Here is a 17,639-nt window from a genome sequence, read left to right on the forward strand (position 1 = left end):
CGTGGGCGCCACCAACATTCAGGTGCACGGCGGTATCGGGTTCACCTGGGAACACCCCGCCCACCGGTACCTGCGCCAGCGCGAGGTCGGCGAGCCAGCCCACTGAGCCGTCGGCGGCGGCCGCGGCGACGTGACGTGCGGCCGACACCGTGGACTCGGCCTCCAACAGCATGTCGGCGCACATGTGCTTGACGGCCTGGAAGCTGCCGATGGCCCGGCCGAACTGATAGCGCGTCTTGGCGTAGTCACGGGCCATCTCCATCGCGCGCCGGGCCGCACCGGCCTGCTCGCCGAGCAGCGCCACCGCGGAGCGGTCCAGCGCCACGGTCACGGCCTCGACGCCGCGGCCCGGCGTACCGACCGCAGTGGCCGGGGCATCGGTGAACCGGACGGCGCAGAGCCGGCGGGACGCATCGACCGTCGTCACCGGTTCCACGGTGACGCCCGGTCCGGCGGGATCGACGGCGAACACACCCGGCCCGGTGTCGGCGGCGGCGAGCACGTAGAGCAGGTCGGCGGAGTCGGCATCGAGCACGAACCGCTTCGCACCGGTCACCAGGGGTGCGCCGTCTCCGCGGGCCGAGGTCGCCGGTTCAGCGGGCGGGCGGGTCGAGTGACCCTCGGCGAACGCGACCGCAACCCGTTTCGTCCCGGCAGCGATCGCTGGCAACACCGCGTCGCACTCCGCTGAATCCCCTAGGGCGGCAAGGAGGTTCACCGCGAGCACGGCCGTCGACAAGTACGGTCCGGCGAACAGTACTCGGCCGAGTTCCTCGGCCACCACGCCCACTTCGACCGGTCCGGCTCCGGCGCCGCCGTACTCCTCGGGAACCAGCAGTCCGAGCAGACCCATCGCGGCCAGGTCGTCCCAACAGTCGCCGTCGGCCTTGGCCATCAACTCGGCGACCGCACCGCGCAGCGCGCGCAGCTCCTCAGGACCTGGCACCGCCAATCAGCCTTCCCGGGCGAAGGCGTTTCGCAGGCTCGCGCACTGGCTGGCGAAGAACGACCGCGACACCGGCGCCTTGGTCAGCAGCAGATCGAAACCATGGAACGCCCCCGGGATGGTTTCGACCTCGCACGGCACACCCGCCTGCCGAAGCCGGTCCGCGTAGGCCAGATCCTCGTCGTGGAACAGATCCAGGGTGCCCACCCCGATCCAGGCCGGCGCCAGCCCGCTCAGATCGGCCCGCCGAGCCGGCACCGCGACCTGCGGGTCCGCGCCGCCCAGATAGGACGTCCAGCCGAACAGGTTGCTCCGCGGGCTCCACAACCGGTAGCCCGGATGGGCCGGCAACGAAGCGCTGCGATCGTCGAGCATCGGGTAAACCAGCAGCTGCAGCACCGGTTGGATCTCGCCGCGGTCGACCGCGAGCTGCGCCAGGGCGGCGGCCAGCCCGCCACCCGCGCTGGCCCCGCCGATCGCCACCCGCGCCGGATCGACCTCGGGCAGCCCGGCCAGCAGGGTCAGCCCTGCCCAGCAGTCCTCCAATCCGGCGGGGTAGGGGTGCTGGGGTGCCAGCCGGTAGTCCACCGACGCCACGGTGATGCCGAGCTCGTCGCTGAACCGGCGGCAGAGCCGGTCATCCTGGGCGGCTTGGCCCAGCACGTAGCCACCGCCATGAATCCACAGCAGCGCCGGAGCGGGCTCAGCCGCACCGCTGCGGGGCCGAAAGATCCGGACGTTGCCGCCCGACGGCAGGGCCAGCACCTCGATGCCGCTGGGCGTGCGGCGGCCCTGCATGCCGGTGAGCGCGCGCAGCACGGGCAGGGTCCGGGGCCCGATTCCGCCACGCGGGAGGAATCGGGCCGCTCTGCGCAGATCTGGGTGGAACGCACTGCTTACCATCGGCTCAGTATTGCCGGTGGCCGACGCTTGCGGCCGACAACCCACCCGATTGCCGTTTACTCTCGCGTCAGCGCGGTACTCTCCCCCAATGACTGCAGCACCGCAGACCCGGGAGACCGGCTGGAACCTGACCGGCCGCCTGCGCTGGCTGAAGCGCGCCCGCCCCGCGGACTACCTGCTGGCATTCAGTGTCGCTTCAGCTTCCCTGCCGGTGGTCGGCAAGCGGCTGGAACCCCTGGGCGGGATGACCGCGATGGGAGTGTGGGGCACCCGCCACATGCCGGAGTTCTTCTCCAGCGCGGCCAAGTCGTGGCTGACGCCGGGGGCCGCCACCGCCCGCAAGCGCGACCGCGAGCAGACCCAGGCGGTGTCCGAAGCCGCCTTGCGCGGCGTCGTCACCGGCGCCGACCTCGACATCGAATGGCCGCAACCGGAGCAGGCTCCGCCGGTGTGGAAGGCCTGGCAGCATCGGCGCCACATTCACCGCTCCGGCGTGCGGTATGGCAGTGACCCGGCCCAGGTGCTCGACGTGTGGGCGCCCCGGCAGCTGCCGACGACCCCCGCTCCGGTGCTGATCTACGTGCCCGGCGGCGCCTGGGTGCACGGCAGCCGGATGCTGCAGGGCTACGCGTTGCTGTCGCACCTGGCCGAGCAGGGCTGGGTCTGCCTGTCCATCGACTATCGGGTCGCACCGCACAACCGCTGGCCGCGCCACATCATCGACGTCAAGACCGCGATCGCCTGGGCGCACGCCAACGTTGACAAGTTCGGCGGGGATCGCAACTTCATTGCGGTGGCGGGCTCCTCGGCAGGCGGGCATCTGGCCGCCCTGGCCGGGCTGACCGGCAGCGCGGTCGGCGATCGGGAGTTCGGCGACCAACTCCCCGACGGCGCTGACACCTCAGTGGACGCCGTGGTCGGTATCTACGGCCGCTACGACTGGCAGGATCGGTCCACGCCCGAACGGGTGGCGTTCGTCGACTTCCTGGAACGCGTGGTGGTCGGCAAGTCGATCCGGCGGCACCGCGACCTCTACCGCAAGGCCTCACCGATCGCGCGGGTGCATCGCGAGGCGCCCCCGTTCCTGGTGGTGCACGGCAGTGCCGACACCGTGATCCCGGTAGCGCAGGCCCGGGTCTTCGCCGATCGGTTGCGGGCGGTGTCACACTCCAAGGTCGGATACCTCGAGCTACCCGGCGCAGGGCACGGTTTCGACATGACCGACGGCGCCCGCACCGGTGCGGTGAGCACCGCAATCGGGTTATTCCTCAACCAGATTCACCGGGACCGCACCACGATCGGCAGCAAACAGGTCATCTGAACCCCGGGGCGGGGTAAGGTCCCTGCATGGGGATGGTCGGACGGTGAAGCGACTCAGCGGGTGGGACGCGGTGCTGCTCTACAGCGAGACACCGAACGTGCACATGCACACCCTCAAGGTGGCGGTCATCGAGCTCGACGCCGACCGGCGCGGGTTCGATGTCGAGGCTTTCCGCCGGGTGATTCACGGCCGGCTCTACAAGCTGGACCCGTTCCGCTACCAACTGGTGGACATTCCGGGCAAATTTCACCACCCGATGTGGCGGGAGAACTGCGAAGTCGACCTGACCTACCACATCCGGCCGTATTCGCTGCCAGCGCCGGGCGGTCGCCGCGAACTCGACGAGGCCATCGGGCAGATCGCCAGTACGCCCCTGGACCGTAGCCGCCCGCTGTGGGAGATGTACTTCATCGAGGGCTTGGCCGACAACCGGATTGCGGTGGTCGGCAAGATCCACCACGCCCTGGCCGACGGGATAGCCTCGGCGAATCTGATGGCCCGCGGCATGGATCTGCTGACCGGTCCGCAGTTCGAACGGGATTCCTACGAAACCGATCCGGCCCCTACCCGGGGCCAACTGGTGCGATCGGCGTTCCGCGACCACCTGCGGCAGCTGGGCAAGATTCCGGCGACGATCAGTTACACCGCTGCCGGCGTCGGGCGGGTCCGGCGCAGTACCCGAAAACTCTCCGCGGAACTGACCCGGCCGTTCACACCGCCACCGAGCTTCATCAACCACATGCTCACCCCGCAACGCCGGTTCGCCACCGCGACACTGGCGCTGGCCGACATCAAGGCGACCAGCAAGCACTTGGGGGCGACGATCAACGACCTGGTGCTGGCCATCTCGGCCGGGGCGTTACGGACGCTGCTGCTGCGCTACGACGGCAAGGCGGACCATCCGCTGCTGGCATCGGTGCCGATGAGCTTCGATTTCTCCCCGGACCGGATCTCCGGTAACCGCTTCTCCGGGGTGCTGGTGGCGTTGCCGGTCGACGTCGAGGACGTGCTGGTGCGGGTGGAAAAAGCCCGGGAGGCAGCCGATCTGGCCAAGGAGGCTCACCACCTGGTCGGACCGGAGTTGGTCAGCCGGTGGTCGGCGTACCTCCCGCCGGCACCGGCGGAGTCGCTGTTCCGGTGGCTGTCCGGCAAGGACGGCCAGAACAAGGTGCTCAACCTCAACATCTCCAATGTCCCGGGTCCGCGGGAACGCGGCCGGGTGGGTGGTGCGCTGGTCACCGAGATCTACTCGGTCGGGCCGTTGACCGCCGGCAGCGGCTTGAACATCACCGTGTGGAGCTATGTGGATCAGCTCAACATCTCGGTCCTGACCGACGGCGCCACCGTCGAGGATCCGCACGAGGTGACCAGCGCCATGGTCGAGGAGTTCATCGCGATTCGCCGTGCCGCAGGGATTTCCGAGCCGCTGACGCCGGTCGAGACCGCGATGGCGCCCGCCTAGAGATCGACCATCGCCTGCAACTCGCGGCGCAACACCTTGCCGGTGTTGTTGCGCGGCAACGCTTCCAGGACTGTGATCGCGCGGGGCACCTTATAGCCGGCCAAGTTGTCGCGCACATGCTGCTTCAACTCGTCGGGAGTGGCCACCGCGCCGGGCTCCAACACGACGAAGGCCACCAGGCGCTGCCCGTAGTCGGCATCGTCGACACCGATCACAGCGGCCTCGGCGACGGCGGCATGGGTGGTCAGCGCCTTCTCCGTCTCGATCGGGTAGACGTTCTCGCCGCCGGAGACGATCATCTCGTCATCACGGCCGACCACGAAAAGCCGTCCAGTGCCGTCAAAATAGCCCACGTCGCCGGAGGCCATGAAACCGTCATGGAACTGTTTGGAGTCACCGCTGGTGTAGCCGTCGAACTGCGAGGAGTTGCGCACGAAGATCTGCCCGGTAACTCCGGCTGCCACGTCGGCCAAATCGGCGTCGAGGATCCGGACCTCGGTGCCCGGCGCCGGACGGCCGGCGGTGTCGGGGGCATAGCGCAGGTCTTGCGGGGTCGCCAGCGCGATCATGCCGGCCTCGGTCGCGTTGTAGTTGTTGTAAACCACGTCGCCGAAGGCGTCCATGAACGCCGTCACCACCTCCGGGCGCATCCGGGACCCGGACGCGGTTGCGAACCGCAGTGACGTGCAAGGGTATTCGGCGCGGACCTCATCGGGCAACGCCATGATCCGGTCGAACATGACCGGTACGACGCACAAGCCGGTCGCATCATTGTCCTCCACGAGTGCCAGGGTGGCCTCCGGATCGAATTTGCGGCGGGTGGCGATGGTGCAGGCCATCGTCAACGCCAGCGCCAGCTGGGAGAACCCCCAGGCGTGGAACATCGGTGCGGCGATGACCACGGTTTCCTCGGTGTGCCAAGGGATTCGGTCGAATATGGCCGCAAGATCAGCGATGCCGCCGCCGCCCCGCCCGGAGCGACGCGCACCCTTCGGTGTGCCGGTCGTTCCGGAGGTGAGCATCACCAGCGCACCGGACCGGGTCGGTTTCGTCGGCCGCCGCCCGGCGTTGGCGTCGATCAGGTCGTCCATCGTCAGACCGGCGCTCTCCCCGTCGGTCCAGCTCACCACCCGTGTGCACCCGGAACCGGCCGGCACGGCCAGATCCACCGCCGCGGTGAACTCCTCGTCGTAGAAGATCAGGTCGACGTCTTCGCGGGCCACGACCTCGGCCAGCGCCGGCCCGGCGAAGCTGGTGTTGAGCAGCAAGACGTCGGCGCCGACCCGGTTGGCGGCGGCCAGCGCCTCGATGAAGCCGCGGTGGTTGCGGCACATCAGGGCGATTGCCCGCGGCGTCCGGCCGGGCAGGTGCTGCAGGGCAGCGGCCAGCGCGTCGCAGCGGCGGTCGAGCTGGGTATAGGTACAGGTGCCGCGTTCGTCGATGATCGCGGTGCGTTCCCCGCACCGTTGCGCCGCCATGGCGATCCCGGTGGTGGTGGTGCCGCCCTCGCGGGCCGCGGCGGCGGCGATCCGCAGGTATTTGTCGGGTCGCAGCGGCGTCAGCAGACCGGCCCGGGTGAACGTCGCCAGCATCGAGCCGGCCCGATTGAGCGAGTCGAACAGCGTCATCGCGCTCAGCCCAGGATCGGCAGGCGCCGCTCGCGCGCCAGCTTGTCCAGGGCGTCTTGCATGACGGCGCGCACATGCGCGTCGACGACGTCGATATCGGGGTCCTCGCCGAATTCGGCGACGACGTCGATCGGCTCGCACACCTGCATGACGATCTTGGTGGGCAGCGGCAGATTGACCGGCAACACCGCCGACAGGCCGAACGGGAAGCCGAACGAGATCGGCAGAATCTTGACGCGCATCAGTTTGTCCAACCGCAGGGCCTTGGCCAGCCCGGTGCCGCGCGACAGGTAGAACTGGCTTTCCTGGCCGCCGATTCCCACGGTCGGCACGATCGGCACGCCGGCGTTGAGTGCGGCACGGATGTAGCCTTTGCGGCCGCCGAAGTCGATCTTGTTCTCTTCTAACGTCGGCCGGTAGACGTCGTAGTCACCGCCCGGGAAGACCACCACCACGCCACCGGAGCGCAGTGCCTCGTCGGCGTTGTCGTGGTTGGCCGGGATGAACCCGGTCTTGCGGAAGAAGTCGGCGGTGAAGCCGGTGAAGATCAGGTCGTGGCTCAACGTGTAGACCGGGCGTTCGTAGCCGAACTTGTCGTAGAAGCCGGTGGCGAAGACCGGGACGTCCATCGCGAACAGGCCGCCGGAATGGTTCGACACCACCAGGGCGCCGCCGTTGGGGAAGGAATCCAGGCCGCGCACCTCGGCCCGGTGGTAGCCCTTGATCAGCGGACGCAGCAAACCCATCACCCGTTCGGTCAGGCCCGGGTCCCACTTGGTGATGGGCCTGGGCACGTCCTCCGACCAGTCGTTGTCCGGTGTGTCCACCACGGCCCCTTTGAAACGTGTTCTAGTTTTGCTCATGCTACCGCCCCGACGCCGGTGGTCGATAGCATCGGCGACGACTCCACCGGCAGCTGAGGGGGTTCGGGCATCGACCTGACGGCGTACTTCGACCGTGTGCACTACCGCGGCGGTACCGAACCCACCTATGAGACGTTGGCCGCCCTGGTGGCCGCGCATGTCCGCCACATCCCGTTCGAGAATCTCGACCCACTCACCGGTGTGCCGGTGATCGATCTGAGCGTGCCGGCGCTGACTGCCAAGCTGGTGGCGCGGCGCCGCGGCGGCTACTGCTACGAGCACAACAACCTGATGCACGCTGTGCTGCGCGAACTCGGGTTCGCCGTCGACCGGCTGGCCGCGCGGGTGGTGTGGATGAGCCCGGACGGATTGGATGGTCCGCCGCACCCGCAGACCCATCAGGCGCTGGCGGTGCGCATCCCGGGCAGCGACGAGCCGTACCTGGTTGACGTCGGCTTCGGCGGACAGACCCTGACCGCACCGATCCGGCTGGTCGCCGACGCGGTGCAGCCCACGCCGCATGAGCCGTTCCGGCTGCGGCGGTACCGCGCTGGATATGTGTTGGAGTCGCTGATCGGCGAGGCCTGGCGCCCGCTGTACACCTTCGGCCTGCAGCCGCGACCACTGATCGACATGCAGGTGGGCAGTTGGTATGTGTCGACCTATCCGGAGTCGAACTTCGTCGTCGGGCTCACTGCGGCGGTGGTGACCGATGACGCCCGATGCAACCTGCGCGGGCGCAACCTGGCCGTCCATGCTCGTGGCGGCACCGAACGGGTGCGCTTCGATGACGCCGCGCAGGTCTGTGCGGCACTGACCGAGCGATTCGGCATCGATCTGAGTGGTCTTGGTGATGTCGAGGATCGGGTGGCGCAGGTTCTCGACAGCTGAGACCGGCCACCGGCCGGGATGCGCAAACTCCGGAAGTCGCCGCGGGTTGTGGCGCATGCTGGATCCATGGGTCATTACAAGAGCAATGTCCGCGACCTGGAATTCAATCTGTTCGAGCTGCTGGGGTTAGAGCAGTGCCTGGCTGGGGGCGCCTTCGGCGACCTCGACGGCGACACCGTGCGCCAGATGCTGGCCGAGGCCGCCCGGCTCGCCGAAGGGCCGGTGGCCGAATCGTTCGCCGACAGTGACCGCCACCCACCGGTGTTCGACCCGGCCAACCACACCGTGACGCTGCCCGAGCCGTTCAAGGCGTCACTGCGGGCCTGGCAGGAAGGCGAGTGGTTCCGCATCGGCCTGACCGAGGAGGTCGGCGGTGTGCCGGCGCCGGCGATGGTGTCGTGGGCCATCAACGAATTGGTGCTCGGCGCAAATCCCGCCGTGTTCATGTTCATGGCCGGCCCCGTCTTCGCCAACATCCTCTACGACCTGGGCAACGAACAGCAGCGGCACTGGGCAGCCATGGCGATCGAGCGGAACTGGGGCGCCACCATGGTGTTAACCGAGCCGGATGCTGGCTCTGATGTGGGGGCGGGTCGTACCAAGGCGATCGAGCAGCCCGACGGCAGCTGGCACATCGACGGCGTCAAGCGGTTCATCACCAACGGCGACAGTGACGACCTGTTCGAGAACATCATGCACATGACGCTGGCCCGCCCCGAGGGCGCCGGGCCGGGAACCAAGGGGCTCAGCCTGTTTCTGGTGCCCAAGTACCTGCCGGACCCCGAGACCGGTGAGCCCGGTGAGCGCAACGGGGTCTTCGTCACCGGACTGGAACACAAGATGGGACTGAAGGTTTCGACGACCTGCGAACTGACCTTCGGCCAGCACGGCGTTCCGGCGAAGGGCTGGCTGGTCGGTGATGCCCGCAACGGTATCGCGCAGATGTTCCATGTCATCGAATACGCGCGAATGATGGTGGGCACCAAGGCCATTGCTACACTGTCCACCGGCTACCTCAACGCACTCGAGTACGCTAAGACCCGCATCCAGGGTGCCGACATGACCCAGATGACGGACAAGACCGCGCCGCGGGTGACGATCCTCCACCACCCGGATGTGCGCCGTGCCCTGATGATGCAGAAGGTCTACGCCGAAGGGATGCGGGCGCTGTACCTCTACACCGCAGCCCACCAGAACCCACAGGTTGCCCTGCAGGTGTCGGGAGCCGACGCCGAGATGGCCGAGCGGGTCAACGATCTGCTGCTGCCGATCGTCAAGGGCGTCGGTTCGGAACGGGCCTATCAGTACCTGACCGATGCGCTGCAGACCTTCGGCGGATCCGGCTTCCTGCAGGACTATCCGATCGAGCAGTACATCCGCGACGCCAAGATCGACAGCCTCTACGAGGGCACCACCGCCATCCAGGCGCAGGATTTCTTCTTCCGCAAGATTGCCCGTGACCGCGGCGTGGCGTTGGGGCACCTGATCGCCCAGATCGATGCGTTCCTCGACAGCGGTGATGCCCGCGCCGAGTTGGCCGACTCCCGCAAACTGCTGGCCGGCGCCCTCGACGACGTGCGGGCGATGGCCACCGCCATGACCGGCTATCTGCTCGGTTCGCAGCAGGATTCCCGCGAGCTCTACCGGGTGGGTTTGGAGTCGGTGCGGTTCCTGCTGGCCGTCGGTGACCTGGTGATCGGCTGGCTGCTGCTGCGCCAAGCCGAGATCGCGCTGGGTGCGCTGAATGGCGAGCCTGACGATGGTGACCGGAACTTCTACCGTGGAAAAGTTACCGCGGCAGGGTTTTTCGCCAGTAATGTGCTGCCCCGACTCAGTGCGGAACGGCGCATCGTCGAAAACAACGACCTGGCGGTGATGGATCTGCCCGAGGAGGCGTTCTAGAGTCCGCAGCGTGGACACCCACACTGGCAAATACCGACTGCCCGACCACGGCTACACGGTCGTCCGGTGGGCCCACGAGCTGGCCAAGGGCCGCGGCGCGGTGATGGTGGAACCGGATATCGAACGGATCCGGCGTCCCGACGGGGCATTGACCTTCGCCGACGCCGCACCGTTCAAGACCGTGGCGGACGGTCCGGCGTCGGTGCTGCGTGAACTTCTCGACCTGGAGGCCCGGGAGATCCGGTCGTGGAGCAAGGCCGGCTTCGCCCGCTTCCACAAGGGCGCCGCCGGCCGGCAGGCCGACCGGATCTGCCGAGCCCAGGGCAGCGAAGCCGCCGTCGACTGGGTACTGGCCAACGCCACCACCGACGTGAACCTTGATGAGCTGCGCGGCCGGCTGGGGTCGCGGCTCTACGCCGCCGGTGGGTTCGACGAGGACCACTACCGCGCCGAAGTCGGGCGCTGCATCCAGTACCGGCGCCGTCAGCTCAACGGGTGAGCTACGGCTGTTCCCCGCACCTGGGGAGAATCTCTCGCAGCGTCGGCAGCCGCCTGCGTTGAAGGGGCGCCGTGAAGCGGCTCAGCTGCGCCGTTGCCGCACCTTGTAGGTGGACGGCCACGATACCCGGGTGTCATCGCCCACCAACGCTGTTCCCTTCGCGCCGACGGTGACGTTGTAGGCCTCCTGGCCTGGGCCGACTTCCCGGTTGGCGTGTTCTTGGGCCAGGTAATAGAGCTGATCGATCTCCATGTCGACGAACGCGACGAAGCTGGTCTTGCGCACCGCGTCGCCGAAGCCGGCGGTCATCCGGTCGCCCAGGATACGGGAGGCGATCGCGGCGGCGGCCAGGATCCCGAACGGCACCACCCAGGAGCACAGGTAGGACAGCGGCGCACCGGCGTCGGTCCGCAGGATCGCCGGGATCACCGCCGACACCGACATCACTGCCAGCGCACCCAGCCAGATCCCGGTCAACCGGTTCACGACCGGCGCGAACAGTTCGCTTTGCTCCACCGCCGCGGGCAGATCGACCTTTGCGACGGCCGCCACCACGCATCTGCCCAGCATCGTGCCGGCGAGCAACGTCGCGAGCAGGCCGGCGAAACTCAGCGGCAGCACCCACCGCTGCGCGCAGCCCAACGCCAGCGGTGGCGCTGCCAGCACCGCGAACGTCGCGATGGCTCCGGTCCCCACGAACCGTGCCGAGGGCTCGCGGCCGATAACCACCACGGCCACCGCTAGGGCCAGCGCCACCACCGCCGCGATCAGCAGCGGTGTATTTCCCACCAGCACCCAGTACACGGCCCAGGGTGCAAACCAAAGCAGTCTGCCCACGAACGCGAAGTATATGGGCTTACCGTTGCGTCAACGGCAAAGCGCTCAGCTCTCCAGTGTGTAACCCATCGGCATCAGCACGCTCTTCTGCTGGGTGAAGTGCTCGACGCCCTCTTTGCCGTTCTCCCGGCCGATGCCGGAGTTCTTGTAGCCGCCGAACGGGCAGCAGGGGTCGAACGCATACCAGTTGATCGCGTAGGTTCCGGTGCGGATCTTCTTGGCGATCTCGATCCCGCGCGGAACATCGGCGGTCCACACACTGCCGGCCAACCCGTACACCGAGTCGTTGGCGATCTTGACCGCGTCGTCCTCGGTGTCGTAGGCGATGATCGACAGCACCGGCCCGAAGATCTCCTCCTGGGCGATGGTCATGGAGTTATCCACGTCGGCGAACACGGTCGGCTGCACGAAGAAGCCGCCGTCCAGACCCTCGGGACGCCCGCCGCCGCACACCAGCCGGGCGCCCTCCTCGATGCCCTTTTTGATGTAGCCCTCGACCCGCTCGCGCTGCTTCTCGCTGATCAGCGCGCCGACCTGGGCGGCCGGGTCACTGGGCACGCCGACCGGCATGGCGGTGACGAAGTTCTTGACCGCCTCCACGATCTCCTCGTAACGCGAGCGCGGCGCCAGGATGCGGGTCTGGGCCACGCAGGCCTGGCCGGTGTTCATGATCCCGGAGAACACCAGCATCGGGACCGCCGAGGCCAGGTCGACATCCTCGAGCACGATGGCCGCCGACTTGCCGCCGAGCTCCAGGGTGCACGGCTTGAGCATCTCCGCGGCGCGCTTGCCGATCTCCTTGCCGACGGCCGAGCTGCCGGTGAAGGAGAAGACGTCCACGTCGGCGTTGGAGGTCAGCGCTTGGCCGGTCTCCACCCCGCCCGGCACCACCGACAGCACCCCGTCCGGCAAGCCCGCATCGGCGAACGCCTGCGCCAACAGGTTGGCGCTCAACGGCGTCTCGGCGGCCGGCTTGAGCACCACCGTGCAGCCGGCCAGCAGCGCCGGCCCCAGCTTGTTGACCGCCAGGAACAGCGGCACATTCCAGGCCACGATCGCGCCGACCACTCCCAGCGGCTCCCGGCGCACGATCGTCTGGCCGTATGCGCCGGTGCGGACCTCTTCCCAACTGACCTCGTCGACGGCGGGGCCGGCGAAGAAGTTCAGTGCCCCGATTGAGCTCAGCCAGTGCATGGTCTCGACACCCATCGCCGGCTGGCCGGTCTCGGCGGCCAACAGCGAGGTGAACTGCTCCTTGCGCTCCTCCATCAGCTTGATCGCCGCGGCGATGACGGCGGCCCGCTCGGCCGGCGGCGTCGATGGCCATGGCCCGGAGTCGAAGGCCGCGCGCGCGGCCGCCACGGCGGCGTCCACATCGGCCTTGGCTGCCAGCGGCACCTTGCCGACGTATTCGCCGGTGGCCGGACAGCGCACCTCGATGACCTGGTCAGTGGACGGGGCGGTCCACTTGCCGCCGATGAAGAGGGTGTCGTATTCGGTGATGCTGGAGTCGGTCATGGCGTCACCCTACCTAGCCGACGCGCGGATTAGAACACGTTGCAGTCAATGGAGTCAGTCGGGTCGCAGAACCAGCACCAGATTGCTCACGGCGAACTCGCGCAAGCCCGGGACGGCGGTCATCCACCATGCCCATCGCGGGTGATAACGGGGAAAAGCCGCGACCAGTGCGCCGGTGTGACGGGCCCACTCCAGGCCCTCGGCCGCCGAGACCGCGAACAACGACGAACCGTAGTTGTTTTTGGGCGGATGGCCGTGCCTGCGGGTGTAGCGTGCCGCGGCTCTGTGCCCACCCAGATAGTGGGTCAGACCCATCTCGTGGCCGCCGAACGGACCCAGCCACACCGTGTAGGACAGCACCACCAGCCCGCCCGGCCTGGTGACCCGCAGCATCTCGTTACCCAGCAGCCAGGGCCGCGGCACGTGCTCGGCGACGTTGGAAGACAGGCAGATGTGCACGCTGTCATCGGCGAAGGGCAACGCCGTCCCGGAGGCGCGCACGAAGGTGCCCGGGGACGACGCGGACCCGGCCGCGTGCATCGCATGCACTTCCGCGGGGTCCGGTTCCACCCCGATGTAGCGCAGGCCCGCCTGGGCGAATGCGGTGGCGAAGTAACCCGGCCCGCCGCCGACGTCGAGCACGGTTCTGCCGGTGGGGTCGTCCCCGTTGACGCCCCGCCACAGCTCGGTGACCAGGGTGGCGGTGTCGAGGGCCAACGCACCATAGAAGCGGGCCGGGTCGCTCTGTTCGTGACGGAACTGGCCCAGCAGGCGCACCGAGCGGGCCAGCGTCGCGTGTCGTGCGAACAGGTCGGTGGCGGCCACCGGCCCCAGCTTAAGCGCCACCGGCGGGACTACCCTGTAGTGCTGTGTCTGCTGTGCGCTCCGTCCTGCTGCTGTGCTGGCGTGACACCGGGCATCCGCAGGGCGGCGGCAGCGAGACCTATCTGCAGCGCATCGGCGCCGAGCTGGCCGCCGGCGGAGTCGCGGTCACGCTGCGCACCGCCCGCTATCCGGGCGCACCCAAACACGAGGTGATCGACGGGGTGCGGATCAGTCGCCGCGGCGGTCCCTACACGGTGTATCTGTGGGCGTTGGCGGTGATGGCGGCGGCACGCCTCGGGCTGGGGCCGCTGCGGCAGGTGCGGCCGGACGCGGTGATCGACACCCAGAACGGGCTGCCGTTTTTGGCGCGGCTGATCTACGGGCGCCGGGTGGCGATGCTGGTGCACCACTGCCACCGTGAGCAGTGGCCGGTGGCCGGACCGGTGTTGAGCCGGATCGGCTGGCTGGTGGAGTCGAAATTGTCGCCGTGGCTGAACCGCCGCAATCAGTACCTGACGGTGTCGCTGCCCTCAGCACGCGACCTGATCGAACTCGGCGTAGGCGCCGAACGCATCGCGGTGGTGCGCAACGGCCTCGACGAGGCGCCGGCGGCGACGCTGGCGGGTCCGCGCGCCGACACCCCTCGGGTGGTGGTGCTGTCGCGGCTGGTGCCGCACAAGCAGATCGAGGACGCACTCGATGCGGTCGCCGCGCTGCGTCCCCGCGTGCCCGGCCTGCGACTGGACGTCATCGGCGGCGGTTGGTGGGGCGACCGACTGGTGCAGCACGCGGCAGCACTGGGGATCACCGATGCGGTGACCTTCCACGGCCACGTCGACGAGGACACCAAACACCATCTGGTGCAACAGGCGTGGGTGCATGTGCTGCCGTCGCGCAAAGAGGGCTGGGGTCTGGCCGTCATCGAAGCCGGCCAGCACGGAGTGCCCACCATCGGCTACCGGGCTTCCGGCGGGCTGTCCGATTCGATCGTCGACGGCGTGACCGGGCTGCTGGTCGATGATCGCGATGAGCTGGTCGAGCAGCTGCACCGCCTGCTGGCCGACCCGGTGCTGCGTGAACAGCTCGGCGGCAAGGCGCAGGATCGCAGCGCCGAATTCTCTTGGCGGCAAAGCGCTGACGGGTTCCGCGAGGTCTTGTCGGCGGTCCGCGAGCGTCGGTACGTCAGCGGCGTGGTCTGAGCGACGCGGAGGTGCGCCGATGACCGACGATCACGCGACTCCCGTGCTGCTCTACGACGGTGTCTGTGGGGTCTGCAACCGATCGGTCCAGACCATCCTTCGCCACGACCGGCACGGCACCTTGCGATTCGCCGCCCTGGACAGCGACTTCGCGCGCGCGGTCATCGAGCGCCATCCGGATCTGCAGGACATCGACTCCATGGTGTTCGTCGAAAACCCAGGTCGACCCGATGAGCGAGTCAGTGTCCGATCAGCGGGGGCCCTGGAGGTGGTGCGCTATCTGGCCGGGCCGTTCCGGCTACTTCTGGCGGCCCGCCTCATTCCCGCCGCAATCCGTGACCGGCTCTACGACCGTTTCGCCGCCGTCCGCTATCGAATCGGCGGCAAGCACGACACCTGCCCGCTGCCGGCCCCCGAAGTGCGCGCCCGGTTCCTGGATTGAGGGCTCAGGTTGGCGGTGGCCTGGTGTTGAGGGCGCGTTCGGCGACGATCGCCCGGGCTCGGTTCTGGGCCCGAGTCCGCCGTCGGATGGGCATCATCAGGCTTCGGCCGGACGAATCCGATTGCCGGTCAGTCGGTGCGGGTAGCCGGCCTGTCGGTTCACAGAGGGCGGGGAACAACAGCCGACTGCCGGGGCGGGTGGTGTAGGTCTGGCCGGTCGGACTGAGCCAGTCGATGGTGCCGTCGGCGTGTTGGCGGTCGCGCCAACCGTAAAACGTCTTGAGTAAGTGGTGTTTTCGGCACAGGCAACGCAGATTCGACGGATGTGTCGGCCCGCCGAGCGCATAGGCGATGGCATGGTCGAGGTCGCAGAATTCCGCCGGCCGGTCACAACCGGGCCACCGACACGTCATGTCCCGGCAGCGCACAAACTCATCCAATGCGGTCGAGGGCCGGTACCTCGGCTCGGGGGCATTATCAGGTCCGGGGTGTCGCACCGGTTTGATGGTGGCGCCGGCGGCGATCAGCTCGGCCAGCATCGGTGCCGGGATCAGCGGCCCGCCCAGCAGCAGCGCCGGCGGGGCCTTCGGGGGCGGGTCGGGCTCGGCGGGGCGCTCCACTGGCGCGAACAAGTTCCGGCGGTCGATCGGCGGCGACGGGTCGTCACCGTTGCGGTGCGCGTCGACACCGGTGCCCAGGCTTTCGGCGCTGGCCAGCACGTGAATGAGCACCGAGCTTGCCGGACGGTCCTGGACGGCAGGGCAGTCCTCGTTGCCGCACCCGCAGGCCAGGGTCTGCCCGCCGGCGGCCAGTGCGCCGAGGGCGTCGGCGCGACGTTGGGCGATGGTGCGCGGATCGTCGTCGCAGACGCTGTGCGCCATCACCATCAGCCGCCGGTCGAGGGCTTCGGCGTCGTGGGCGTGCAGGCGGCCCCACAGCGGGGTAGTGGCGTGGTCGGTGTTGCGTTTGTCGACCACCAGGTCGCGGGAGCGGGCATGTTGCCGGCTACGGCGCAGGGCCTGCGGGTCGTGCGCCTCGACGACCGCGTCGATGGCCTGCCCGGTCTTGAACGCCGACTGCGGCCCGTAGTGCAGGGCGTCGGCGGCCAGGGCGGTATCGACCGCGGCAATGGCCCGAGGGTCTTGGATCAAGGTGGTGTGCCAGGAGATGGTGGACACCAGGGCCGCGTTGAGCTGTCCGGCGGCGAACAGTGCCGCCACCTTGGGGAGGCGTTCGCGCAGCGCCGAAGCCAAGTACATCTGCCCGGATGCCTTGCTGTGGCTGATATCGCAGGCAGCAGCGACTTCGGCGGCCACCGCGTCCCAGCCGTCGCAAGCCCATTTCGAACGCGCTGGGTCGTCGTACAATTTGCGGCCCACCAGCTCGGCGATCGCCGCCAGGCGGCGGGAGGCCGCGACGGCCTCCGCTTGGGCCCACCCTCCGATCGCTGCCACCAGCGCGGCCTCGTCGAGCTCGGCGAGGGCGTCGGGGCCAGGCAAGTCGATCGCTTCGAACATACTTTCGATTGTACGCCTTATCGGCGACACTGGGGCGCGCCCTTATGCGACGCGGCGGCGGGCTTCCGGGCGTCGCTGCTCTCCAATAGCGTGATCCGAGCGGGTCACTTCTGCGGATCCGGCCCCGGCCTGCACCGGTACACCTACAGCCACCGACACCGGCTTCAATCTCCGGATGACGCCGCCATCAGGCCTGCGGAACCATGCTGCGCAGGGTGCTGGTCACGAATTTCTTCAGTGCCACATCGCGTTCCGCCTGGGATTCGCCCACCGTGGTCAGCAGCGCGTAGACACCGAGGAGAAAGAACGCCGCGCTGTGGTAGGAGTCCACGTCGTCGTAGAGCTCACCGCGAATGCGGGCACGCTCGATCTCGGCGGCCAGCAGCACGAACGTCGGGTGGCTGGCCCACTGCTCCGGTTCGGGCCGGCTGGGCGAGAAGTAGAGACTGAGCACATCGCGGAACAGCGCTGCACCCCAGCGGCTTTCGAGGGCCAGAACCAGCTCCACGATCACCTTCAGCACCGCCGCCAGCGAGCGGCGCATGTCGAGGAATCGACTGAGTTCTTCGGCGAGGCGCATCTCGTCTCGTCGGATCAGCTCGAGCAGCACGTGCTCCTTGGTGGGGAAGTGGAAGTAGAAGGTACTGCGTGCCACCCCGGCCGCCTTGGCGATGGCGTTGATGTCTGCCGCGTTGGTGCCGGCCCGCTGAAACTCCACGATCGCGGCGTCGAGCACTCGAGCACGTGTTCTGCGGCGCTGGGTCTCACGCTGGGTCGCACTCTCGGGCACGCGCCCATTGTGCCGCACCCCAGTCGATCATTGACGGATGTCACCTGAGGATGCCCCTGGACTGGCTGTTTGCGCGTAGCTGAACGATGAGCGGCGG

Annotated in this window: 16 protein-coding genes; 7 read left to right on the top strand and 9 right to left on the bottom strand. The window is 68.4% G+C overall.

Features of this window, described 5'->3' with window-relative positions; all coding sequences use genetic code 11:
• Together A5694_RS02005 and A5694_RS02010 are read right to left on the bottom strand one after the other, a co-directional pair.
• On the bottom strand, nt 1–946 hold a 946-nt coding region (locus A5694_RS02005; RefSeq protein ID WP_109535568.1), incomplete at its 3' end, for an acyl-CoA dehydrogenase family protein.
• Nucleotides 947–952: 6 nt separating this feature from the next.
• Nucleotides 953–1,849 (bottom strand): alpha/beta hydrolase, encoded by an 897-nt coding sequence (locus tag A5694_RS02010; RefSeq protein ID WP_064920184.1) that lies wholly within the window; start codon nt 1,847–1,849, stop codon nt 953–955.
• Nucleotides 1,850–1,937: 88 nt separating this feature from the next.
• On the opposite strand from A5694_RS02010, the gene A5694_RS02015 reads away from it, so the two are divergent.
• Both A5694_RS02015 and A5694_RS02020 read left to right on the top strand, forming a co-directional pair.
• Entirely contained in the window at nt 1,938–3,170 is a 1,233-nt protein-coding gene (locus A5694_RS02015) for an alpha/beta hydrolase (protein WP_064920185.1), read from the top strand.
• A gap of 43 nt (nt 3,171–3,213) precedes the next feature.
• Complete coding sequence (locus A5694_RS02020) at nt 3,214–4,632, top strand: WS/DGAT/MGAT family O-acyltransferase (RefSeq protein ID WP_064920186.1); 1,419 nt, start codon at nt 3,214–3,216, stop codon at nt 4,630–4,632.
• On the opposite strand, the gene fadD12 is transcribed toward A5694_RS02020, so the two are convergent.
• Both fadD12 and A5694_RS02030 read right to left on the bottom strand, forming a co-directional pair.
• Nucleotides 4,629–6,260 carry an acyl-CoA ligase FadD12 gene (gene fadD12, locus A5694_RS02025; RefSeq protein ID WP_064920187.1) on the bottom strand — a complete coding sequence of 544 codons (1,632 nt, stop codon included), beginning with the start codon at nt 6,258–6,260 and terminating at the stop codon, nt 4,629–4,631. The two genes, A5694_RS02020 and fadD12, sit on opposite strands and share 4 nt — an antisense overlap.
• 5 nt (nt 6,261–6,265) lie before the next feature.
• The gene (locus A5694_RS02030; RefSeq protein WP_234786312.1) at nt 6,266–7,006 is read right to left on the bottom strand and encodes a 1-acyl-sn-glycerol-3-phosphate acyltransferase; all 741 of its coding nucleotides are present in this window, start codon (nt 7,004–7,006) and stop codon (nt 6,266–6,268) included.
• A 186-nt stretch (nt 7,007–7,192) separates the two neighbouring features.
• Between A5694_RS02030 and A5694_RS02035 the strand changes: the two genes are divergently transcribed.
• From A5694_RS02035 to A5694_RS02045, 3 genes are all read left to right on the top strand, one after another.
• Nucleotides 7,193–8,014: an arylamine N-acetyltransferase family protein gene (locus tag A5694_RS02035; RefSeq protein WP_064920188.1), complete on the top strand. Its 822-nt coding sequence runs from the start codon at nt 7,193–7,195 to the stop codon at nt 8,012–8,014.
• A 66-nt stretch (nt 8,015–8,080) separates the two neighbouring features.
• On the top strand, nt 8,081–9,916 hold the full coding sequence (locus A5694_RS02040) for an acyl-CoA dehydrogenase (protein WP_064920189.1): 1,836 nt from the start codon (nt 8,081–8,083) through the stop codon (nt 9,914–9,916).
• 10 nt (nt 9,917–9,926) lie between these two features.
• Nucleotides 9,927–10,415, top strand: a complete 489-nt coding sequence (locus tag A5694_RS02045; RefSeq protein ID WP_064920190.1) for a hypothetical protein — start codon at nt 9,927–9,929, stop codon at nt 10,413–10,415.
• An 81-nt stretch (nt 10,416–10,496) separates the two neighbouring features.
• Here the strand turns inward: A5694_RS02045 and A5694_RS02050 are convergent, their stop codons facing one another.
• Genes A5694_RS02050 through A5694_RS02060 form a run of 3 tightly spaced genes read right to left on the bottom strand, consistent with a single transcriptional unit; the run spans nt 10,497 to nt 13,595 of the window.
• Nucleotides 10,497–11,252, bottom strand: coding sequence for a hypothetical protein (locus A5694_RS02050; protein ID WP_064920191.1), 756 nt, complete (start codon nt 11,250–11,252; stop codon nt 10,497–10,499).
• 45 nt (nt 11,253–11,297) lie between these two features.
• Nucleotides 11,298–12,770: an aldehyde dehydrogenase gene (locus A5694_RS02055; protein WP_064920192.1), complete on the bottom strand. Its 1,473-nt coding sequence runs from the start codon at nt 12,768–12,770 to the stop codon at nt 11,298–11,300.
• Between the two features lie 54 nt (nt 12,771–12,824).
• On the bottom strand, nt 12,825–13,595 hold the full coding sequence (locus A5694_RS02060) for a class I SAM-dependent methyltransferase (protein WP_064920193.1): 771 nt from the start codon (nt 13,593–13,595) through the stop codon (nt 12,825–12,827).
• A 44-nt stretch (nt 13,596–13,639) separates the two neighbouring features.
• Between A5694_RS02060 and A5694_RS02065 the strand changes: the two genes are divergently transcribed.
• Entirely contained in the window at nt 13,640–14,794 is a 1,155-nt protein-coding gene (locus A5694_RS02065) for a glycosyltransferase family 4 protein (protein WP_064920194.1), read from the top strand.
• Between the two features lie 19 nt (nt 14,795–14,813).
• Nucleotides 14,814–15,236: a thiol-disulfide oxidoreductase DCC family protein gene (locus A5694_RS02070; RefSeq protein WP_064920195.1), complete on the top strand. Its 423-nt coding sequence runs from the start codon at nt 14,814–14,816 to the stop codon at nt 15,234–15,236.
• Nucleotides 15,237–15,240: 4 nt separating this feature from the next.
• Here A5694_RS02070 and A5694_RS02075 read toward each other — a convergent pair whose 3' ends face one another.
• Both A5694_RS02075 and A5694_RS02080 read right to left on the bottom strand, forming a co-directional pair.
• Complete coding sequence (locus A5694_RS02075; protein ID WP_064920196.1) at nt 15,241–16,752, bottom strand: HNH endonuclease signature motif containing protein; 1,512 nt, start codon at nt 16,750–16,752, stop codon at nt 15,241–15,243.
• Between the two features lie 187 nt (nt 16,753–16,939).
• Nucleotides 16,940–17,560, bottom strand: coding sequence for a TetR/AcrR family transcriptional regulator (locus A5694_RS02080; protein WP_064920197.1), 621 nt, complete (start codon nt 17,558–17,560; stop codon nt 16,940–16,942).
• Between the last annotated feature and the right edge of the window lie 79 nt (nt 17,561–17,639).

The sequence above is a fragment of the Mycolicibacter sinensis genome (genome assembly GCF_001667945.1).
Taxonomy (GTDB): domain Bacteria; phylum Actinomycetota; class Actinomycetes; order Mycobacteriales; family Mycobacteriaceae; genus Mycobacterium; species Mycobacterium sinense_B.